At 42.7% G+C, this 21,619-nt stretch carries 18 protein-coding genes and 1 pseudogene; 3 read left to right on the top strand and 16 right to left on the bottom strand.

Annotation, left to right across the window (positions count from 1 at the left end; translation table 11 throughout):
* Positions 1–9: 9 nt before the first annotated feature.
* Positions 10–348 (bottom strand): hypothetical protein, encoded by a 339-nt coding sequence (locus G632_RS0100195; RefSeq protein ID WP_022767017.1) that lies wholly within the window; start codon positions 346–348, stop codon positions 10–12.
* A gap of 137 nt (positions 349–485) precedes the next feature.
* Between G632_RS0100195 and G632_RS0100190 the strand changes: the two genes are divergently transcribed.
* Positions 486–1,547, top strand: coding sequence for an HD-GYP domain-containing protein (locus G632_RS0100190; RefSeq protein ID WP_022767016.1), 1,062 nt, complete (start codon positions 486–488; stop codon positions 1,545–1,547).
* A gap of 3 nt (positions 1,548–1,550) precedes the next feature.
* Here the strand turns inward: G632_RS0100190 and G632_RS0100185 are convergent, their stop codons facing one another.
* From G632_RS0100185 to G632_RS0100120, 14 genes and pseudogenes are all read right to left on the bottom strand, one after another.
* On the bottom strand, positions 1,551–2,990 hold the full coding sequence (locus tag G632_RS0100185) for a peptidoglycan D,D-transpeptidase FtsI family protein (protein ID WP_022767015.1): 1,440 nt from the start codon (positions 2,988–2,990) through the stop codon (positions 1,551–1,553).
* Complete coding sequence (locus G632_RS0100180; RefSeq protein ID WP_022767014.1) at positions 2,971–4,344, bottom strand: FtsW/RodA/SpoVE family cell cycle protein; 1,374 nt, start codon at positions 4,342–4,344, stop codon at positions 2,971–2,973. Before G632_RS0100180 ends, G632_RS0100185 begins: the two co-directional genes overlap by 20 nt.
* An 8-nt stretch (positions 4,345–4,352) precedes the next feature.
* Entirely contained in the window at positions 4,353–6,626 is a 2,274-nt protein-coding gene (locus tag G632_RS0100175) for a peptidase U32 family protein (protein ID WP_022767013.1), read from the bottom strand.
* 41 nt (positions 6,627–6,667) lie between these two features.
* Positions 6,668–7,075: a cell division protein ZapA gene (gene zapA / locus G632_RS0100170; RefSeq protein WP_022767012.1), complete on the bottom strand. Its 408-nt coding sequence runs from the start codon at positions 7,073–7,075 to the stop codon at positions 6,668–6,670.
* A gap of 193 nt (positions 7,076–7,268) precedes the next feature.
* Complete coding sequence (gene ruvB, locus G632_RS0100165; RefSeq protein ID WP_022767011.1) at positions 7,269–8,300, bottom strand: Holliday junction branch migration DNA helicase RuvB; 1,032 nt, start codon at positions 8,298–8,300, stop codon at positions 7,269–7,271.
* A complete protein-coding gene (gene ruvA / locus G632_RS0100160; protein WP_022767010.1) occupies positions 8,300–8,920 on the bottom strand; it encodes a Holliday junction branch migration protein RuvA in 621 nt (206 codons plus the stop codon). Before ruvA ends, ruvB begins: the two co-directional genes overlap by 1 nt.
* Positions 8,921–8,976: 56 nt before the next feature.
* Positions 8,977–9,849, bottom strand: a complete 873-nt coding sequence (locus G632_RS0100155) for an HAD-IIA family hydrolase (protein WP_022767009.1) — start codon at positions 9,847–9,849, stop codon at positions 8,977–8,979.
* A 49-nt stretch (positions 9,850–9,898) separates the two neighbouring features.
* The gene (locus G632_RS22560; RefSeq protein WP_022767008.1) at positions 9,899–11,101 is read right to left on the bottom strand and encodes an ion transporter; all 1,203 of its coding nucleotides are present in this window, start codon (positions 11,099–11,101) and stop codon (positions 9,899–9,901) included.
* 623 nt (positions 11,102–11,724) lie between these two features.
* Positions 11,725–13,038, bottom strand: a pseudogene (locus G632_RS18345) (DEAD/DEAH box helicase); the annotation flags it as partial.
* An 18-nt stretch (positions 13,039–13,056) separates the two neighbouring features.
* A complete protein-coding gene (pgsA, locus tag G632_RS0100140; RefSeq protein WP_022767006.1) occupies positions 13,057–13,599 on the bottom strand; it encodes a CDP-diacylglycerol--glycerol-3-phosphate 3-phosphatidyltransferase in 543 nt (180 codons plus the stop codon).
* Positions 13,583–14,950 (bottom strand): 30S ribosomal protein S12 methylthiotransferase RimO, encoded by a 1,368-nt coding sequence (gene rimO, locus G632_RS0100135; protein WP_022767005.1) that lies wholly within the window; start codon positions 14,948–14,950, stop codon positions 13,583–13,585. The genes pgsA and rimO overlap by 17 nt, the downstream gene beginning before the upstream one ends.
* A gap of 1 nt (position 14,951) precedes the next feature.
* Complete coding sequence (gene rpoZ / locus G632_RS0100130) at positions 14,952–15,251, bottom strand: DNA-directed RNA polymerase subunit omega (RefSeq protein ID WP_022767004.1); 300 nt, start codon at positions 15,249–15,251, stop codon at positions 14,952–14,954.
* A gap of 45 nt (positions 15,252–15,296) precedes the next feature.
* Complete coding sequence (gmk, locus tag G632_RS0100125) at positions 15,297–15,920, bottom strand: guanylate kinase (RefSeq protein WP_022767003.1); 624 nt, start codon at positions 15,918–15,920, stop codon at positions 15,297–15,299.
* On the bottom strand, positions 15,913–16,800 hold the full coding sequence (locus G632_RS0100120) for a YicC/YloC family endoribonuclease (protein WP_022767002.1): 888 nt from the start codon (positions 16,798–16,800) through the stop codon (positions 15,913–15,915). Before G632_RS0100120 ends, gmk begins: the two co-directional genes overlap by 8 nt.
* 226 nt (positions 16,801–17,026) lie before the next feature.
* Here G632_RS0100120 and G632_RS0100115 point away from each other — a divergent pair, with 226 nt between their 5' ends.
* A complete protein-coding gene (locus G632_RS0100115) occupies positions 17,027–18,526 on the top strand; it encodes a tagaturonate reductase (RefSeq protein WP_022767001.1) in 1,500 nt (499 codons plus the stop codon).
* 107 nt (positions 18,527–18,633) lie between these two features.
* Here the strand turns inward: G632_RS0100115 and trpS are convergent, their stop codons facing one another.
* Entirely contained in the window at positions 18,634–19,635 is a 1,002-nt protein-coding gene (gene trpS / locus G632_RS0100110; protein ID WP_022765591.1) for a tryptophan--tRNA ligase, read from the bottom strand.
* A gap of 121 nt (positions 19,636–19,756) precedes the next feature.
* Here trpS and G632_RS0100105 point away from each other — a divergent pair, with 121 nt between their 5' ends.
* Positions 19,757–21,559, top strand: coding sequence for an Rqc2 family fibronectin-binding protein (locus G632_RS0100105; protein ID WP_022767000.1), 1,803 nt, complete (start codon positions 19,757–19,759; stop codon positions 21,557–21,559).
* Positions 21,560–21,619 lie beyond the last annotated feature (60 nt).

Raw genomic sequence — 21,619 nt, 5'->3', positions numbered from 1 at the left:
CTCCGGTAATTATTTTTTAGTATCCTTATCATCCAGGTAATCCAGAATTCTTCCCTCATAGCCGGCCTTTATAGCTTCATCTGTAATCTTAAGCACAAGATCAAGGGCTTCGTTATAACTTCCTGCAATCCCGTATATATATGCAGGATTGTCTCTGAAATATTTTTGCTGAAGGAATGCACTGTGGATAATATCAAGCTGATCACCGTCGGAATCAGCTCTTTTTAAACAATAGATCGTGAACTGTCCTCTTCCGTGAGAGAGTCTCCATTTCACCTGCGAATGCATCTTAATAGAATCACCCCAATAGAGGTTCTTATAGAATCGGCAAAAGCCTCTTGATCTCATACCCCAAAACATCTCCCAAATATCGTTTATCTGCATAAAAACAAATTGAATGTCGTCTTATAAACAGATATACTTATATTATCATATAGATTTAGATTTTTAAATTATGATTGCACTTCATTTATCGGAGGAGTCGTATGAAGTCTGTTGCTAGAATGGAGCTAAAACCGGGGATGGTTGTAGCTGAAGACGTCTTGAATTATCAGAATGAGATCATAGTTTCAAAGAACACCAAAATAAATGATACAATCATCGAGAAACTGGCAAGGCAGTCTATTTTGGTTGTTCCTATCAAGGAAGAAGCAGACTTTGCCACCACTCATTTCGAAAAGGTTCGTCTGACTGAAGGATTTAAGTCCTTTGAATCCACCTATAGGATTTATTTCCCTGTTTTCAAGAATCTTGTAGTAAGTGCCGTAACCAACAGAACTCCCATCAACATGAACCAGCTTATGGAGGTTTATCGCAATATCATTGTATGCGCAAAAAGTGGAGAACTACTTCTTGATTACCTCTACAATATGCTTCCCGGTGAGGATGACATGACTCACGCTCACTGCCTTAACTCCGCTCTCATCGCCGGCGTATTTGGCACATGGCTCGGTCTTTCCAATGAGGACATCAACCTCCTCATTCAGTGCGGATTTGTCTATGACATCGGCAAGCTCAGCATTCCTTATCAGATCCTCTGGAAACCCGAAAGGCTCACTTCTGAAGAATACAGGCTTGTAATGAGACATACCACCATCGGATACGATTTTTTAAAGAGCTATGGCTCTTTTGACGAGCATATTTTAAATGCAACTCTTCAGCATCACGAGAGGTGCGATGGTTCAGGCTATCCCAAATCACTTCAATCAAATGAAATCGATCAGTTCGCCAAATATATAGCAATTATCGATACTTATGAAGCCATGACTTCGCCAAGAACCTATCGTCAGAAGCTCAATCCATTCCAGATCATAGCTAACTATGAGAACGAAGGCTTCGTTAAATATGACTTTGCTGCCATCAAGTCCATCCTGTCACATATAGCAAACTCTCAGCTTGGCTTTAACGTACAGCTTAGTAACGGCCAGATCGGAGAAGTCATATTAATAAATGAGAAGGCGCTCTCACGCCCTCTCGTTAAACTTAGTGACAATTCACTTATTGACCTTTCGACCAACATGCAACTGGCCATTGTTTCAGTATTCTGATGCTCACTCCACTCCGAAGTATGCATCGAAGATTCTCTTAGCAATAGGTACTGCGAAGCTTCCGCCGCTTCCTGCGTTCTCCACGATAATTGTCACGCAGATCTCCGGATCTTCAGCAGGTGCAAATCCTGTAAACCATGCATGAGAATCAGTTGTAGTATTGGTAAATTCAGCAGAACCGGTCTTTCCTGCCGCTGTGTAGGAAAGGCCTTTTAATTTGCTGGCAGTTCCTGACTCGACAACCTCTTTCATCATGCCCTTTATTGTATCGGCCTCGAGGGCTGTCATTAGTCTCTTATAGGAATCCGGCTCATAATTCTTAACAGTCTTTCCATCTACGCTCTTAATTGAATCCACCAGATAAGGCTTCATCAGAACACCTTCATTGGCAATTGCACAGGTGATCATATTCATGTGCATAGGCGAAACTGAAGTTGCTCCCTGACCGATAGAGAGCTGCATTACATCTCCCACGCTTGTGCTCTGGTCAACTTTGGCACTGCTCTTTGCATACAGGATATCTATTGGAAGCTCCTGGTTGAACAAAAGCTGGTTTATTGTTTCGGAAAAGACCTTTCGATCAAGGCTTACACCTATGTTGGCGAAGGATGAGTTACAGGACTCAGCAAATGACTTTGTAAGATCCACACTGCCATGTACCTCTCCGTGAAAGCACTGAATGCTCTCTCCCTCAGCCTGAAACCTTCCATTACAGCTAAACTTATAATTTGTATAATCCTTTGGATGCTGCTTTAAATATGCAAGGGTTGTAATGATCTTAAAGGTAGATCCCGGAGGATACATTCCCTGTGTTGCTCTGTTTAAAAGCTTGGCATCAGGAGATTTGTCCGCAAGAAGGCTCTCCCAGTCACTCTGAATGGTGTTTGGGTCAAAGTCAGGCTTAGACACCATGGCAAGGATTTCTCCGGTCTTGGGATTTGTTACAACTACCGCGCCTTTTCTGGCTGAAAGCGCATTGTAAGCAACCTCCTGAAGATTCACATCAAGTGTTGTGATGCACATATCTCCGGGATACTTGCTTCCCTGTGTATCCAGTGCAACCTTATCAGGCAGATCAATACTTGTATTTATCAGGTAATAGTTGGCAAGGGCTTCTATACCTGCCTTTCCGTTTGTTGAATAACCTACCACGTGAGCAAACTCTTTCCCATAGGGATAGACACGGGCATCCTTGCCGTTTGCATCGGTCTCTGAGTAAGCCAGCACATCTCCGTTTCTTGAAAGTATCGATCCGCGAAGGTTTTGATTCAAAAGGATCTGCTGTCTGGTGTTGTAGCTGTTGTTCATAAGAACCTGTCTGTTGTTATACGCATAAACACTGATATATCCCAGCATCACACAGAAAATCAGAGCATAAAACGCAGAGATGACAAGTATTGGATATGATCGTATTTTCTTTTTCTTAGGCTTTTGTTGTTCCATTCTGTCTTCTTTCCTGCTCGCGTTTTTGTTTTCGCCTCTCCATGGCTTCGAATCTCTCGTCTGTCCTTATCATGCATATGCCTTCTGCTATCATGATCATAACAATTGTGACAAGGACTGATGTTCCTCCATAGCTCACAAGAGGCAGTGTTACACCGGTCAGAGGGATGAACTTGGCACCTCCTCCGATGGTAAGAAACGTCTGGAATATGTATGCTACGCCTATTCCGCAAACCACCATTCGGTAGTATTTATCCTTGATATAATATCCCTCGTACATGAGCATAAAGAATGTGCTGACACAGACAAGCGCCATAAGAACAGCATAAATCACCCCCATTTCCTCAGCAATTGCCGAAAAAATGAAATCCTGCTCAACATAAGGAATTGATCTGGGAGAACCACCATATAGTCCAAGGCCAAACCAGCCTCCACTACTAATACCGAACAGAGATTGCGAGAGCTGATAGCCGGAAGTCTCTATATCTCCGAAGGGATCAAGCCAGGCCTGAACTCTTAGTCTTATATGGGAAAAGAGCTTGTAAGCAACCACGCTGGCTACCGCCCCCAGTCCAAGGCCTATGAAGAGATATCCGATGTTCTCAGTAGAAATATAGATCAGTGCCAGATATATGACAAAGAATATAAGCGCACTACCAAGGTCCCTTGAAAGAACAAGAATGATCACATGTCCGGCTGCTACGACTGATGCAAGAAACAGCTGCCAGATATTCTCCGCCTCAAGAAGCGCTCCGGCCATAAAAAATAAGAACAGCACCTTAACTGCCTCAGACGGCTGGAATGTAATTCCCGCAAGGGTAAAAGAAATCTTGGAACCATTAGTAACAGCGCCATATAAAAGCACCGCTCCTATGGCAACAATCCCGGCTCCTGCGTATATCCAGGTCAGTTTCTTCAGATAATCAAACCTAAGGATCACCTCCGGAATAAAAAAGCCAATGATAAAGGAAGCCGTTACGATAAAGAACTGCTTGACGGCCTTATCGTAGGAAAGTCTTGTCAGGATTATCATTCCGATCATCAGAAGAAGGCAGGTGTTGTTGATAAGTAGCCTGTTGCCTTCAGGATAGATAACATAAAACAGCATCAGCACCGATGCGAAGATGATTATCTGAAACGCAAAGAAAAAGAGATAAACAGGCTTACCGGTCCTTGCAATTATCTGGATAAAGCAGGAAACCTGCATGGCAAACATACAGATGATCTGTCTTATGTATAAGCCTTTTCTCTTCTTCTCTGTCTTGTATCTAAAGGCCATGAAAGCCTCTATCACATAGATCAGCATAAAAATATCTATGACATATTTTGATATCTCAGTTACGTATAATTCCATTTAAGTTCTTATTCTGCTCCGCGTTTAAAATGTCCTGTGGTAAAGCTGCCACTTTCAAATATATCTGACGCATCTGCTCCGTTATACAGATCCGTGTAATAGTCTAAAACTTCTCCGCATCTCTTTGCACTCTCAATAGTAAAATCAATGCGGTAGTGATCAAAGCTCTTTTCGTTCATGATCTTGCCCATTCTTCCATGAAGAGATGTTGGATGGACGTTCCAGATCACGTTATAGCAATGTCTGCAATTGCAGGTTACAGGCAGCACATTGCCGAGTCTGTCTATAATGGTGGTGTCCTCAGTGTAGAGCTCATGAACACGTCCACTGCATCTGTCTGTTGTCTTCTTGATGCAGCCTGCACTTACCATCATAGGCATATGGCCATAGAGATTGTAGGATACAGGGATATCTACAGTCTTCTTGAGCTCTCCGGCCATATCTCTTGCTTCACCAAAGTTAAGCTCATAAGGCACAGTTACTTCCTCAAGTCTGAATCCATCCTGTTCATTACAGTCTATGAGTTCCATTGCTGCTTCTTTATTCCAGGTATATACGCTGTAATCAGAGACAGCTTTGCCGGTAAAACCTTTATCGCATAGATAGCCCAGCTGCTCGAGATTTCTTACAAGAACACCTGTATATCCCGATTCCGGGAGCTTATCAAGTACTCTCTGAACTTCCTTGCAGCCGTCAAAGTCTTCCTTCCTTGTGACATAAGGAAGTGCTACAAACATCTCAAGATTCGAAATGTTAGTCGAAAGTTCTTTTACATCAACAGATAAAAAGATATTGCTGTCTACATATATTCTACCAATATCGGTATTATTCTCAGCTCTCTCAAGTACAGTACTTAACTGCTCTTTAGTGTTGCAAAGGATATGTAAAGGTCCTCTCTTAGCATCTACAGATTTATATGAATCAAGGTCGGTAAAGTGCCTTACATTCTCATAAGAGTTTAGTTTCTGAGCGTTCTTCTTGATCTCGTAAAGCCTGTCGGTTACCTTGGCAACAAGCGTTCTTCTGAGCTCATTAAGTTCACTTACAGCGATGAATATACCTGTTCCACTGCCATTATCATCAATAGTGATCTCGATGTTCTCGCACTCAAAAGGTGTTCCGCCTAGCTTAAGGAGCTGTTTTCTTACATTCTCCTCTTCGAGAGGCCTCTTGGATGCAGCCTGTACCTCACTACCCGTGCACTCCTCGTAAATAACATCGTCACCAAAAGAAAGCGACATTGCAATCTTAGCAGCCTCTCCAACCCTAAGCTCACAGAAAATGTCACACTTTAGCTTAAGTTCTGATGTAAGGAACTTCTCATGAACCTCTGACAGAATCTCCTCCGATGTTGGGTTATAGGCCGGTGAAACTACAGTTACCATAGCCTTGTCATTGTGTCTGTGATAATATCCGTCGCTGATACCGGTCCTCTGATAGAGGTTTCTAAGTATCTCCATATCCTCTTTGGATACGCTGTGATCCCCCTTTGGATTCTCGTAGTATTTATCAATATATTTCCTGTAAAGAGCCGTTACACCGGCAGAGTACTCCGGTTTCTTCATTCTTCCTTCGATTTTAAAAGAGTCTATTCCTGCCTCGATAAGTTCAGGAATAATGGCAATCGTGCTCATATCCTTAAGACTTAGTGGATACTGCTCTCCTGACTTGCCATTCATTCTATACGGAAGTCTGCAGGGCTGAGCACATCTGCCTCTGTTACCGCTCCTGCCCCCAACAACGCTGCTGAAAAGACATATTCCGGAATAACAGTAGCACATTGCACCATGAATAAATGCCTCTACCTCGATGTCAGCCTCATCTCTAATGGCCTTCATCTCAGATAGACTAAGCTCTCTGGCTGGCACAACTCTGGTACAGCCCCTCTCTTTAAGGAGTTTGGCACCATATACACCGGTCACTGTCTGCTGAGTGCTGGCGTGAAGCTCTATCCCGGGGAATTCCTGCCTTATAAGACGCATAACACCAAGGTCCTGAACTATTACTCCATCAAGCCCTCTGTCTGCATATGGAAGCATAAAGTCATAAAGCTCGCCATACTCGTTTTCCTTGACCAGCGTATTGACCGTCATATATATCTTTTTATCATGGAGATGGGCGTAGGAAATAGCGTCAAGGACCTGATCTCTGTCAAAATTGTCAGCATAGGCTCTTGCACCAAATTTGGATCCGCCCAGATAAACGGCGTCAGCACCCGCATTGAATGCTCCCACCATTGTTTCATATCCACCAGCCGGTGAAAGAAGTTCTACTCTTTTCATACGCTTAAAAAAAGGCTGTCCTGAGACAGCCTTAAAAATCCTTACTTCTTGTTACCCTTCACCTGAGCTTCAAGCTGAATGATCTTCTTGGATGAATCATCGAGCTTGGTCTGAAGGTTCTTGCTATTCTTCTCAGTGTTCTCAAGCTTGATCTGAGTTGCGATAAGCTCATGCTTGAGGTCATAGAGCTCTTTCTCCTTCTCGGAGAGCTGCTCTTCCATAAGCTCTATCTGCTTCTTGGACTTAAAGTAGTCGTCAGCGATATTGAGCTGAAGAAGCACATTCTGAGTATCGATGGGCTGTCTCTTAAAGCCGTCGATCTTGTTGTATTCAGCAATCTTATTGTTGATATAAGAAGCTACCTTCTGAAGGTATTCCTCACTCTCATATCCGCTTAATGTAAAAACCTTGCCCCCGATCAATACTTCGGTATCTGTCTTGGATGCCATACGATTCTCCTCTAGAGTGTTAGTGATATAGATTTGCTCCATGTCATAGACATTTTCGCAAATCTACATAAATTCGGAAATTGATACGCTCATACTTCGCGTATCTTTCCTCATTTCTGTTACGTCTTCAAGGTCCCAAAATATTTTGTGCAAGCACAACATTTTGGGACTTTGAATCCGCATATCACTAACATTATAATTCGTTATCAGTAGGCATTTCAAGCCCTAAATGATGATATGCAGCTTCTGTTACCACTCTTCCTCTGGGTGTTCTGTTCAGGAACCCGTTTTTGATAAGAAATGGCTCGTAAACATCTTCAATAGTACCCGGATCCTCTCCTATAGCAGCTGCCAGAGTATCAAGTCCGACCGGTCCACCTGAGAACTTATTGATCATGGTCAGGAGCAGATTTCTATCAGTGTGATCAAGGCCCATCTTGTCGACATCCATGAGATCAAGAGCTGTTATTGCAACATCCTCTGTGATCTTACCATCAAACCTTACCTGGGCAAAGTCTCTTACTCTCTTAAGCACTCTGTTGGCAAGACGCGGAGTTCCACGGCTCCTTCTGGCCATCTCGATAGCGCCTGCGTTATCAACCTCAACATCAAGTACTCTTGCAGACTGAAGGATAATGCTGCAAAGCTCCTCTATGTCGTAATACTCCATTCGGTGAATCATTCCAAATCTGTCTCTTAAAGGTGCTGACAGCATTCCAGCCCTGGTGGTTGCACCAATAAGAGTAAAGTGAGGCAGGTCAAGTCTTATGGACCTGGCTGTAGGTCCCTTGCCGATCATGATATCTATGCAGAAATCCTCCATGGCAGGATAAAGGACTTCCTCTACCTGTCTGTTAAGTCTGTGGATCTCATCTACAAAGAGAACGTCGCCTTCCTTAAGATTATTGAGGATGGCTGCCATATCTCCGGGTTTCTCAATAGCAGGGCCTGATGTGATCTTAATGCCGACGCCCATTTCATTTGCAATAATGCTGGCAAGTGTAGTCTTACCAAGTCCGGGAGGTCCGTAGAAAAGCAGGTGATCAAGGCTCTCGCCTCTTCCCTTGGCAGCCTCGATGTAAATCTTAAGGCTCTCTTTTATCTTCTTCTGACCTATGTAGTTATCTAAAGTCTTGGGGCGAAGTGAACCTTCAATCTTGACATCTTCAGGACTAAATTCCGCATCCATCCCTCTGGCAGTGGTTACAATCTTACGCTTCTCCATCAGAACATCTCCTTAAGCGCGAGTTTAAGCAGCATCTCAGTATCACCGGATGCAGAATCATTCTCAGCAAGAACTTTCCTGACAGCCTTCATTGCATCGGATGAGTTGTAGCCAAGTGCTACAAGTGCAGCAACTGCCTCATCTCTTGCTGATGAAGCCTCACCTGTAAGATCATCAAGTGTAACGGCAGATGAGCTGCGAAGCATATCATCCTCCGTAGCCTTGATCTTGTCGCGAAGTTCAAGAGTTATCCTCTCGGCAGTCTTCTTGCCGACTCCCGGAGCCTTGGAGATAGTTCCTGCATCTCCCGCCATTATTGCAAATCTGAGATCATCCGGTGTCATGACCGACAGAATGGAAAGACCTCCCTTGGGGCCTATTCCGTTGACAGAAATGAGCATCTTGAATAAGGAGAGCTCATCCCTTGATAGAAATCCGTATAGAGTAAAAGAATCCTCTTTTACCGAGGTATATGTATAGAGCTTAACAGCCTCGCCGATGCCGGGCATTCTGTCCATTGTTGAGCCTGAGATAAATACATTCATCCCGACTCCGCCCACATCTACGATGGCAAGCCCCTCTTCAATACTCTCTAAAATGCCGTTAACATAAGCTATCACAGCAATTTCCCCCACAAACTGATTTTCTAAAGAACATTATAGAACATTTGTTTGCTTTAATCAAGGAGTTCTCCCATCTCCTTGATCGAGTCAAATATAACAGTGGGTTTAACCTCAGAATCCGGCACTTCTTCAAGCTTGCACTCACCGGTCAGAACCAGCACTCCCATTGCCCCATTATTAACACCTGTGGCAACATCAGTATATATGCGGTCTCCGACAAAAGAAATCTTAGAAGCATCTACTCCTGTCGCGTCAACTACCATATCTACAGTCTCTTTAAATGGCTTGCCTACAAACTTAGGACTTACCTTGGTTGAGAGCTCGATTGCAGCACACATTGCTCCGCAGTCAGGAATAAAGCCTTCTTTCACAGGGCAGTTAATATCAAGGTGTGTTGCCAGGAATTTAGCACCCTTCATGATATAAACGCAGGCGTTTGAAAGCTTCTCATAATTTAAAGTCTTATCAAAGGCCACAACCACGATATCCGGTATATTCTCGCAGATTGCATGGCTCATAGCTGCCTTTTCATCTCGCTCAGATTCAAAGAGATTGACCCCTGCCTCTCTAAAGCTCTTTTCCAGTTCAGGTGTTCCAAGCAGGTATACACTCTTGTCAGGGTACTTACTCTTTAAAAATCTGATCATCACATCTCCACTGGTCATGATCATGTCCCTGGAAATGTGACAGTTCATCTTTTTTAGTTTCTCAATATAGTTCTCTGATGACACTGATGAGTTGTTTGTAAAAAAGATATATTTCTTACCGGCTCTTTTAACAGATTCAAGGAAATCAAGAGCTCCGTCAAGGATCTCATCTCCCAGATAAAAAGTGCCATCCATGTCAAGCACAAAGAGCTCTGTATCTATTAAAATTTTCTTCTTTAATTCTATATCCTGTAAGTCCTTTAAAATATTCTCACTCACGGTTCTACCTCAAATAATTATCGCTAGTACGTGACATATTTGTCACAATTTAGATTATCACTCTCTTATACTTATCCTGCAGAAGAACAACGTCTCCGGCATTTATGACAACACTGCCACGAGGAATGATTGCCTCTCCATTTCTCCTGATAAGGAAGATATGACTCTGCCTTGAAATATCCAGATCTTTTATGGCAACACCATTCCAAGAATGCCCTTCGTTTATTGTGATCTCTCTTAGCTCAATCGGCTGGAGGTCTTTTGCCTTCTCGGCACAGAGTGCAACGACGTCTCCTTCCCTAAGGACAACATCTCCCCTTGGAATTATGGTATCATTCTCTCTCTGAATGGAAACAACTATCATGTCCTTAGGAAAACCGATCTCAGAGATTCTTTTTCCATTCCATGAATCCTCTTCACCAAGCTTGATCCTGATAAAGTGAATATTTTCTTCCTCTGCGAACTGTCCTACTGCCTTAAGCTTCTGATACTGCTCGACGAATCCGGCACTTATGATACCGGTAGGGATAGCTACCATACCAACACCCAGAAAGCTTATGAGGATTCCCAGCATCTTACCAGCTATGGTCACCGGATAAATATCGCCATATCCGACCGTCAAAAGCGTAGATACAGACCACCAGATTCCGGAGAAAGCATTCTGGAATACTTCAGGCTGAGCTTCGTGCTCAACACTGTACATGCAAAGACTCGAAGCCATCATGAGGATCAGAATGATAAATACTGATGCTGTGAGCTGCTGCTTCTTGGACGAAAGGACTTCTGTGATGACATTCAATTGATCGTAATAGGAATTGATCCTAAAGAGCCTCAGTATTCTTGCCACTCTAAATAGCCTGAACACTGTGGTTCCTGCAGGGAAGAATACAGGCAGGTAATATGGCAGGAAAGATAAAAGATCTACCAGACCTGCGAAGGAAAAGATATATTTTATTACCGAATCTTTTTCTGAAAGTTTTGGATACAGCTCTTTTGCTGTAAAAAGACGAAGCACGTAATCAACAGCAAAGGAAAATGTCGTCACTGCTTCAATAGCAAGGAGGAGCCCTTTATAGTGCTCCTCCATATAATCAAATGTTATTGCGAAAGCCGCAAAAAGATTGAGTATCAGGGCAATAATACTCAGGATGTCGTAAAGTTTGTTGATTGGCTGATCAACAACGCCGGTACTGACCATATTAAAGACTTTAGCTCTTACACGGTTTAGATTACGACCCCCAGTTTTTGTCATTTCTTATCCCCGCTCTCCCTGTTCTTCCTTTTTCCGAAGCTCTCCATTACAAGATCGCTCATATCCTGAAGATAATCAAGGCTCCTCTTTTTGTTCTGAGCTTTTACAGACTTCTTTTTGGACTTTGACAGGTTCATGGTGTCTTCGTCCTGTCCGACATACCAGGCCTTGGTTGAGCCTTCACCCTTGATGTTGATACGTCCTACATTTTCGAATGCATCTGATGAACGCTTTCTTGCAGGTCTGTCGTTTGAAGGCTTGCGAGTTTTATCAGCTGACCTGCTCTCTTTCTTTTTGTAAATATCCTTGAGTTCGTTAAGATCGCCAATATCCAGCTTGTTCTCAGGCTTTTTCTCAACTACTCTCTCAGGTCTCTTCTCTGATTTTCTTGAAGGTCTTCCGGAAACGCTCCTCTTATCGGACTTCTTGTCAAATCTCTTTTCAGTCTTCTCAAATCTGTCCTTCTTATCGGAGCGTCTGTCACGTGAAGATCTCTTTTCATCATCAGATCTTCCGCGCCTTCCGCCCTCGTCCTCGCGCCTTTTTAGTCTTTCACCGGTTCTTCTGTATCTGTCTCGCTTGGATTCTCTCTTTTCAAAAAGAACTATATCCTTAATGTCAGCGCCCATCTTGAGCTTCATGAATCCGGCTGCCAGCTGCTCAGCTGTGTACTCGCCCTCATCAACCTTGCTCTTTACATACTCAAGAACCTGAGTGATGTCGTCATTCTCAATGATATCGATAACTTCGGCAAAGACCTTTTGAGACTTGGCCCTTGTTATCTCTTTTGCACCTGGAACTCGTCTCTCCTCGATGGTTGTGTGGCAGATCTTCTCAATCTCGCGAAGCTTGTACATCTCTCTGCCGCCGACGAGGGTAAAGCTCTTTCCGCTCTTACCTGCTCTTCCGGTACGTCCGATTCTGTGAACGTAATACTCAATATCCTCGGGAATATCGAAGTTAAATACAGCCTCAACTCCGCTTACATCAATTCCTCTAGCAGCTACATCTGTAGCAATGAGGATGTTGATCCTGCCACTTCTAAAGAGATTCATTACGGTATCGCGCTGGTTCTGAGAAAGATCTCCGTGGAGCCCGTCACACAGATATCCCTTGCCCTTAAGGCTCTCAGAGAGCTGGTCTACCATTCTCTTGGTGTTGCAGAAAATAAGGCTTCTTGCAGGATTATAGTAATCCATGAGCCTTGTGAGCACCTCTTCCTTCATCTTCTGAGGAACTCTGTAATATGCCTGTTCGATGGCTGCCACGGTTATTTCCTTGGGAGTCATCTTGATGAACCTTGCATCCTCTTTCTGATACTTCTTGGTGATCTCGAGGATGGGCTTGGGCATTGTTGCTGAGAAAAGAGCTGTCTGGCGCTCCTCTGGCATTCCCTGAAGGATGGTCTCAATGTCATCTCTAAAGCCCATGTCGAGCATCTCGTCAGCTTCATCAAGCACGAGAACTCTGACATCCTTCATCTTCATGGTATGCCTTCTCATATGATCCATGACACGTCCCGGGGTTCCGACTACTATCTGAACGCCTGCAGAAAGTGCCTTTATCTGTCTTGAAATATCCTGTCCGCCATATACCGGAAGAACTTTAACTCCCGACATAAACTTGGCAAAATCTCTGATATCGTCAGCTGCCTGCATCGCAAGCTCTCTTGTAGGACATAAAACCACTGCCTGAAGGTGCTTGTTGTCCGGATCTACTTTCTGAAGAAGAGGTATTCCAAATGCAGCTGTCTTGCCCGTTCCGGTCTGGGCCTGACCGATGATGTCAACTCCCTCCATCATCACAGGGATTGCAGCTGCCTGAATGGGTGACATGTACTCAAATCCCATCTCGGTCACTGCTCTGATAATTCTCTCGTCAAGACCTGATTCGTCGTATCTGATCTTAACTTCTTCTTTTACTTCTTTACTACTCATTAATACTCCTAAAATCGCTTAAAAGGGACCGCTCATTACGTCCTTATTCTTGATAAGGTAGTCCACAAGTGAAACGATAGTCAGGACAAGAGCTATCCACTTGATGATCTGTGTTATAAGCGGAAATGGTGTCATTCCGATATTGGCAATCATAAGGATTACCATGAACATCTGGAATGTAGTCTTAAATTTTCCCCAATAGCTTGCTGCGATAACTCTTCCGTTATCTGCCGCAATAAGTCTGAATCCGCTGATGATGAACTCTCTTGCGATGATCACGATTACGATCCACGCCTCGATCCTGCCAAGTTCAATAAGGCCGATCATTGCGCTGCAAACAAGAAGCTTATCAGCTAAGGGATCCATGAATTTTCCAAAATCTGTTACAAGGTTATACTTTCTGGCAATCTTGCCGTCAAGAAGGTCAGTAAGGCTCGCAACAATGAAGATTGCAAGCGCAACCCACTTAAAGTTAGGGTTCATAGAATCGTTTAAAAGGAAAAACACAAAAAACGGAATAAGAATTACTCTTGCTACAGTTAACTTATTTGGTAAATTCATCTTTCAGCTCTCCTATCAAATCATATTCGTTCGAGCCGGTAATAAGGACATCAACATAATCCCCTGTCATCAGCTCCCTCTGCACTCCTGTTATAAAAAGATATCCATCGATATCCGGTGCATCCTTGTAAGTTCTTGCTACGTATGAAAGGCCATCGTCATCATCAGCATCTGTGATCCTGCCTTCCACAACTGCTCTTACAGTTTTTCCTACCATATCCTCCGCAGCTTCAAATGCGATCTTCTGCTGAATTCGCATAAGTTTGTTTCTGCGAGTGTTCTTTACCCTCTCAGTAACCTGATCCGGCATTGTGGCAGCCGGTGTGTCCTCTTCCTGAGAGTAAGTAAATACCCCTAATCTGTCGAATCTAAGATCACTTACAAGGTCTTCAGTCTGCTTGTGATCCTCGGCAGTCTCTCCCGGGAATCCGCTTATCAGCGTAGTTCTGATGCAGATGTCCGGAATCTCTTCTCTAAGGTGCGTAACCAGCGCTCTTATCTCGGCGCTGTTCGTCCTTCTTCCCATCAGCTTAAGGATCCTGTCAGACCCTGACTGAATGGGGATGTCAAGATAATGACATATCTTGGGCTCTTCCTTCATGACTTTTATCAGTTCATCGTCAATCTCTTCAGGATAACAGTAAAGTACTCTTATCCACTTAAAGCCCTCTATCTTACAGAGCTTTCGTAAAAGCTCCGGAAGCATCTTTCTTCCGTACAGGTCTGTACCGTAGATGGTGGTCTCCTGAGCAACTACGAGAAGCTCAGTAACTCCGCCCTCCGCCAGGTCTTTTGCCTCAATAAGAAGCTCATCCATGGGAATACTGCGATACCTGCCTCTTACCTTGGGGATGATGCAGTAGGTGCAATGCTTGTCACAGCCTTCCGCAATCTTGAGATAATCAAAGAGTCCTCCTGTGGTGATAACTCTCTGATATCCGCCCTTAGCGGGCTTATCGATATCCTCGAAGTAGTTTTCATGGGAAAAGAGCTTGTTCCTCTTAACAGTAGCTTCGATAGCATCAACTACCTTGTCCATGGATGTAACTCCAAGGATTGCATCTACTTCTGGAATCTCCTTCTGTATCTCATCCTGGTATCTCTGGCCGAGACAACCTGTAACTATGAGTGCCTGAAGCCTGCCATCTTTCCTGCGCTCGGAGAGCTCAAGTATAGTGTCGATACTCTCCTGCTTGGCATCATTTATAAAGCAGCAGGTGTTTACAACTGCTGCTTTTGCTTCATCCTCATCATCTGTAAAGCTGTATCCGCGTGCCTGGAGCATTCCAAGCATTACCTCGGTATCAACTCTGTTTTTGTCGCATCCTAGCGAAACAAAAAATATTTTCATATTATTCGTTCTCTGCTGTCTCCTCAGCTGCGGCTGTCTCTTCGTTCTCTGAAAGAAGGGCTGCCTTCTCCTCATCTGTAAGAATACGAAGCTGTGCCTGGTTCATCTCGTCTACTGCAATTGAAAGAGGCTTCTGCTTGTCCTTAACCTTAACCATTGGCTCGTCACCGGCAATGATCTGTCTTGCTCTCTTTGCAGTAGCCATAACTACTGAATATCTGGAATTGATTACAGGCTGCTCGCCCTCTTCAACTTCCTTATTTACTACGTTCATAAGATCTACATAAGAAGGGTGTATCATTTTATTCCTTTCCTGCGATAATAACCGCATATACAAGCTAAAGGTTTATAACCTGTTAAGCTCATCTCTGATGGTTTCTATAAAATCAAGATTTCTTGATGGTGCTCCGTGAGCTGCTTCTATTATACTATGAAGCCTCTCTGTGCACTTTTCAAGATCATCATTGATAACAAGATAGTCATACTTCTCGATTCCTACGGACTCTTCCTTAGCTCTCTTTAGCCTCTGAAGAATTACTTCCTCAGTCTCTGTTCCGCGTCCTCGAAGTCTCTTCTCGAGTTCTGCCACTGATGGCGGCATTACGAAAAGAAGTACCGCGTCAGGATACTGCTCTTTTATCTGAAGAGCTCCCTGAATCTCTATTTCAAGTATAACATCTATTCCCTGTGAAAGCTTATCTTCTACAAACTTTCTGGGAGTTCCGTAGTAATGATCTACGTAACCTGCGTGTTCTATGAGGCCGTTCTCGTTAATAAGCTTCTCAAACTCCTCATTTGTTACAAAGAAATACTCTCTGCCGTTAACTTCTCCGGGTCTTGGGTTTCTGGTTGTAGCTGATACTGAAAGCGCGTAATTGTCGTATTTCTTGGTCAGCTCCTTCATAAGTGTGCCCTTACCGGCACCGGAAAATCCTGAAACAACTATTATTATACCTTTACGATTACTCAATGTTCTGTATTTGCTCCCTTACTTTCTCAATATCAGTCTTAAGTGCGATTCCTCTGTCTGAGATCTTAAGGTCTGTAGACTTTGAAAGAATTGTATTGGCTTCTCTGTTCATCTCCTGCGCCAGGAAATCAAGCTTTCTGCCTATTCCGTCCTTGTCATCGCCTGTAGAAAGAGCTTCCTTGGTAGCAAGAATGTGGCTTCTAAGTCTTGTAAGTTCCTCATCAACGCAAACCTTGTCAGCGTAGATGGTAACTTCCATCGCAAGCCTGTTCTCATCAACCTGCTTGTCATCTAAGAGATCTGCTATCTTCTCTCTGAGTTTAGCCTTGTACTCTGTTATGATCTCAGGCGATCTCTCGGTGATATATTCTACATTCTCAAACATACCATCAAGCTTGGCATTTAAATCCTTGGAAAGGAACTCGCCCTCTCTTGTCCTTGACTCTAAGAACTGCTTGCCTGCCTCATCAAGAGCCTTCTTGATTCCGCTCCAGACCTCTTCTTCGTCAAGTTCCTCTTCTTCCATAGTAAATACTTCCGGAAATCTTGAAAGTACTGAGATACGTACATCATTATCAAGTCCGAAATCATCCGCCATTTCTTTCAGGTAATTGAAATACTCTTCAGCGATAGCCTTATTATATTTTACTCTGGATTCTGATTCTGAAAAATCCTCATAACTAATGAAAACATCGACCTTGCCACGCTTCATAAAGTTCTTAAGTTCAGCTCTTATAGCTGACTCAAAAGAATTGAACTTCTTGGGCATCTTTATATTGATATCAAGGTACCTGTTGTTAACAGACTTAAGCTCAACAATATACTTGCGCTGACCTTCTGTGACTTCACTTCTGCCAAAACCAGTCATACTGCAGACCATATCTAGTAATCCCCCTTATTTTGGGTATAAATTTACACAAGTTATTATAATATAACGCAATTTCAAGGTCAATGTCAACGAAATCCGTAACTGTGCCAAAAGAAGCATTTGAAAATTATTAAAATTTTACTATTGTAAACGCTTACATAATTTGATATAACAATATTTAGAAAAGAAATTAAGCGCTAATAATTGTAAGCGGTTACATTACAGGAGGTAAATTCATATGGAGTTATTAAACTATGATGTACTTGAGAAATCAGGTTACAAGGGGTACGTTTTAAAGGATGCTCCTATCAGGGTTCTTCAGTTTGGCGAAGGTAATTTTATGCGTGCTTTCGTTGACTATTTCTTTGACATCAGCAATGAGAAGGCCGGTTTCAACGGTAAGGTTGCTCTTGTACAGCCTATTTCAATGGGACTTACAGAGCTTGTAAATAAGCAGGAAGGTCTTTATACCCTTTACTTAAGAGGTAGTGAGAACGGTCAGAAAGTTGATGCAAAGAGAGTTATCTCCGCATGTGACTGCTGCTTAAATCCATACGATAAAAGCGATTTTGATAAGATTATGGAAATTGCAGAAAGCGACGATCTCGATATTATTGCTTCCAACACAACTGAGGCAGGTATTGCTTATGATCCTTCCTGCAATTTCGATGATCAGCCTGCAGCCAGCTTCCCCGGAAAGCTCACTCAGGTACTTTACAGAAGATTTAAGGCAGGCAAGAAGGGTATCGTAGTTCTCTCCTGCGAGCTTATAGATAATAACGGAAAAGAGCTTTTAAAGTGTGTCAATCAGTACATAGACCAGTGGAAACTTGAGGATGAGTTTAAGAACTGGGTAAATAATGAAAACATCTTCTGCTCTACTCTTGTAGACAGAATTGTTCCCGGAAGGATCCGTGATCCTAAGGAAGTTGAGAAGCTCGAAGCTGAGAACGGATATCACGACGAGCTCATCGATGTTGGTGAGATCTTTGGAGTATGGATCATCGAAGGACCTGAAGGTCTTGAGGACAGACTTCCTTTCAAGAAAGCCGGTGTAAATGTACATGTTGTTCCTGATGTAATGCCATATAAGCATCGTAAGGTTCGTATCCTCAACGGTGCTCACACAGGATTTGTACTCGGAGCCTATCTTGCAGGATTTGATATTGTTCGTGACTGCATGCAGGATGATGCTGTTGCAGGCTTCATGAACAAGATGCTCAATGAAGAAGTTATTCCTACTCTCGTTGATCACCTTGATGAGAATGACCTCAATCAGTTCGCAGCTGCTGTTAAGGACAGATTCAACAATCCTTTTGTAAACCACGAGCTTATGTCAATCTCACTTAACTCAACAAGTAAGTGGAAGGCAAGAAACATGCCTTCATTCCTTCAGTATATTGATAAGAACGGCAAGCTCCCTGTTTGCCTTACAATGTCACTGGCAGCATATATAGCTTTCTATTCAAATGATGTTCAGGAACTTACAGATGCAGGACTTGTATGTAAGAGACCTGCCGGAAACACCTACACTGTCAACGATGACAGATGGGCACTTGAGTTCTTCTATGACCACAAGAATGATTCTGAGGAAGACCTTGTAAAGGCTGTCCTTGGCAATGAAAAGATGTGGGATCAGGACCTCAATAAGATTGATGGTCTTACAGATACAGTTATTGCTGATCTTAAGAAGATCCACACAGAGGGTGCTAAGGCTGCATACCAGAGCTGCCTTTAATCCTTAAATACAGTAATTCTATTTTTCATTTCAACTCCTAATCCTTTTAAAAAACGCCGCTTTCATTTTATTGAAAGCGGCGTTTCCCTTTATATCATCATATTAAATCAGAGCTGATAAAATCCGATTTTCTTATAAACCTTACGAAGTGTCTTGTTTGCAATATAAGATGCTCTCTCAGCACCCTCTTTATATACACTCTCAAGATAAGCCTTATCAGCAATAAGTCTCTTAGCTTCCTCACGAATAGGATTAAGTGTCTCAAGCACAGCCTCTCCTACTGCAGGCTTAAATGCACCATAGCCCTGTCCTTCGAACTCTTTCTCAATCTCTTCAAAGGTCTTGCCTGTAATGGTTGAGTAGATATTCATAAGGTTAGCTACGCCCGGCTTGTTCTCCTTGTCATAGCGAACGCAGTTCTCTGTATCTGAGTCTGTTACTGCTCTCTTAAACTTCTTCATTACAACATCAGGCTCATCCATAAGGAATACACATCCGTTAGGCTCTGACTTACTCATCTTGGATCCCGGTGTTGTGAGGCCATAAATACGAGCACCTGTCTTGGCAATATAAGGCTCAGGAATTCTAAATACGTCACCATAGATGTTATTGAAACGCTCAGCAATATTTCTAGTAAGCTCAACGTGTTGTTTCTGGTCTTCTCCTACAGGTACGTAGTGAGGCTGATACAGAAGAATATCTGCAGCCATAAGAGAAGGATATGTGAAAAGACCGGCATTGATATTGTCTTTGTGCTTCTCGGATTTGTCTTTAAACTGAGTCATTCGGCTAAGCTCGCCGAACATTGTATAGCAGTCAAGAACCCATCCAAGCTGTGCATGAGCAGGAACATGTGACTGAAGGAAAAGAGTGTTCTTCTCAGGATCAAGTCCGCATGCAATATAAAGAGCAAGCATCTCAAGAGAACGTCTTCTGAGTTCCTTGGGATCCTGTCTTACTGTGATGGTGTGCATATCTGCCATAAAGTAATAGCACTCAAAATCATTTACCCTGTCTGCCCAGTTCTTGATGGCTCCAAGGTAATTTCCCAAATGTAAATCTCCGCTTGGCTGAATGCCGGAGAGCATTATCTTCTTTTCGTTTTCCATAGCTAATCCTCCAAAATGTATACTAAAATACTATATCAGCAATTTCAAAAAATCTCAACCAAATATGCTATTTTACTGTATAATAGTCATGCATTTATTATTTGAAAAGGAAATATTTGAAATGGCATTTGACGGAATTACAATCGCAAACCTTACAAAGGATTTCTCCGACCTGCTCGTCGGAGGACGTATATACAAGATAGCTCAGACAGAAAGTGATGAGCTTTTTATCACTGTGAAACTCTCTTTTGAAGCAGCAGATAAATTCGGGATCAAGCAGACAAAGCTGGTGCTTTCAGCAGATGCTACGCTTCCACTTGTTTATCTTACGGATGAAACAAAAGCATCTCCTATGACTGCACCCAACTTCTGCATGCTCCTAAGAAAGCATATACAAAACGGAAGGATCATATCTATAACACAGCCCGGCGGTCTTGAGAGAGTCATCCGCTTTGAGGTAGAGCATTTAGACGAAATGGGCGATTTACGCCATAAAACTCTCATAATCGAGATTATGGGCAAATACAGTAATATTATCTTTACCGATGAAAATGACGTTATAATTGACTCTATTAAGCATATTCCGGCATCTGTAAGCTCAGTAAGAGAAGTTCTTCCCGGAAGAACCTATTTTATCCCATCACAGGAGAAAGCAAATCCTCTAACGACTACAGCTGATGAATTCTCTTCCCTCGTTCTCAGCAAAGGAATGCCTGTGTTTAAAGCAATTTATTCCAGCTATACAGGTATATCTCCGATCATTGCACAGGAGATAAGTTTCAGAGCCGGAATTGATGCTGATAAATCGGCAATCGCCTTGGATACCAGGGAATCTACTTCTATCTACAGACATTTTGGAGATATAGTTGAGTGTATCAAATCAGGCAACTATAATCCGGCAATTTACTATGAAGGAAATGCTCCTAAGGAATATTCTTCCATACCTCTTACACTTTATGGTTTCGGAAAGGAACTTTCTGAGTCTGATAGCTCATGGATGGTAAAAGAATGTGATTCTATCTCTTCGCTTATTGAACAGTATTATTCTGAAAAAAATACTTTCACAAGAATCCGTCAGAAATCTGTTGACCTCAGAAAAATCGTTCAGACAGCTTTGGAGCGTAATGTCAGAAAATATGATCTTCAATCCAAGCAGATGGCAGATTCGGAGAAGAAAGATAAATACAGAGTATATGGAGAACTTCTAAACACCTATGGTTACAATGCTAAGGAAGGCGATAAATCCATCACCGTCAATGACTATAACACAGGAAAAGATATTACTATTCCTTTGGATCCTACTCTCACGCCCAATCAGAATGCCAAAAGGTATTTTGATAAATACACTAAACTCAAGAGAACTCAGGAAGCCCTGGAAGAACAGATGAAAGAAGTAGCTGAAGCAATTGAACAGCTCGAGTCTATTGCTACTTCTCTTGATATAGCTCAGAAAGAAACTGACCTGGCTCAGATAAGGCAGGAACTTGCAGAAAGCGGATATATTAAATCCCATGTATCAGGTAAAAAAGGACGGAATGACAAGGTAAAGAGTGCTCCTTTCCACTACCTCTCCAGCGATGGCTTTGATATTTATGTAGGAAAGAATAACATTCAAAACGATGAACTTACATTTAAGACAGCAAACGGAGGCGACTGGTGGTTCCATGCTAAAAAGATTCCCGGATCACATGTAGTTCTTTTAACCGGAGGAAAAGAAGTTCCTGACAGAGCCTTTGAGGAAGCAGCTGCTCTTGCCGGCTTTTATTCAAAGGGTAAGAATCAGGAAAAGGTTGAAATAGACTATCTGCAGAGAAAAGATGTAAAGAAACCAAATGGTGCAAAACCCGGTTTCGTTGTATATTACACAAACTACTCTATGGCTATTTCACCTGATATATCATCACTTAAACTAATCAGTGATTAATACTAAAACTAAGACGCCTGACCGCCAAAGCGGCCAGACGTCTTTCTTTTATGTAGTAGG

This window comes from Butyrivibrio sp. NC2007 (assembly GCF_000421405.1).
Lineage (GTDB): Bacteria > Bacillota > Clostridia > Lachnospirales > Lachnospiraceae > Butyrivibrio.
The sequence above is the reverse complement of the archived record's forward strand: the minus strand, read 5'-3'. Positions and strand labels throughout refer to the sequence as shown.

Bases quoted from the DNA above. Each gene is read 5' to 3' on its own strand.
- G632_RS0100195 (WP_022767017.1), bottom strand. From the start codon at position 348: ATGAGATCAAGAGGCTTTTGCCGATTCTATAAGAACCTCTATTGGGGT.
- G632_RS0100190 (WP_022767016.1), top strand. From the start codon at position 486: ATGAAGTCTGTTGCTAGAATGGAGCTAAAACCGGGGATGGTTGTAGCT.
- G632_RS0100185 (WP_022767015.1), bottom strand. From the start codon at position 2,990: ATGGAACAACAAAAGCCTAAGAAAAAGAAAATACGATCATATCCAATA.
- G632_RS0100180 (WP_022767014.1), bottom strand. From the start codon at position 4,344: ATGGAATTATACGTAACTGAGATATCAAAATATGTCATAGATATTTTT.
- G632_RS0100175 (WP_022767013.1), bottom strand. From the start codon at position 6,626: ATGAAAAGAGTAGAACTTCTTTCACCGGCTGGTGGATATGAAACAATG.
- zapA (WP_022767012.1), bottom strand. From the start codon at position 7,075: ATGGCATCCAAGACAGATACCGAAGTATTGATCGGGGGCAAGGTTTTT.
- ruvB (WP_022767011.1), bottom strand. From the start codon at position 8,300: ATGGAGAAGCGTAAGATTGTAACCACTGCCAGAGGGATGGATGCGGAA.
- G632_RS22560 (WP_022767008.1), bottom strand. From the start codon at position 11,101: ATGACAAAAACTGGGGGTCGTAATCTAAACCGTGTAAGAGCTAAAGTC.
- pgsA (WP_022767006.1), bottom strand. From the start codon at position 13,599: ATGAATTTACCAAATAAGTTAACTGTAGCAAGAGTAATTCTTATTCCG.
- rimO (WP_022767005.1), bottom strand. From the start codon at position 14,950: ATGAAAATATTTTTTGTTTCGCTAGGATGCGACAAAAACAGAGTTGAT.
- rpoZ (WP_022767004.1), bottom strand. From the start codon at position 15,251: ATGATACACCCTTCTTATGTAGATCTTATGAACGTAGTAAATAAGGAA.
- G632_RS0100120 (WP_022767002.1), bottom strand. From the start codon at position 16,800: ATGGTCTGCAGTATGACTGGTTTTGGCAGAAGTGAAGTCACAGAAGGT.
- G632_RS0100115 (WP_022767001.1), top strand. From the start codon at position 17,027: ATGGAGTTATTAAACTATGATGTACTTGAGAAATCAGGTTACAAGGGG.
- trpS (WP_022765591.1), bottom strand. From the start codon at position 19,635: ATGGAAAACGAAAAGAAGATAATGCTCTCCGGCATTCAGCCAAGCGGA.
- G632_RS0100105 (WP_022767000.1), top strand. From the start codon at position 19,757: ATGGCATTTGACGGAATTACAATCGCAAACCTTACAAAGGATTTCTCC.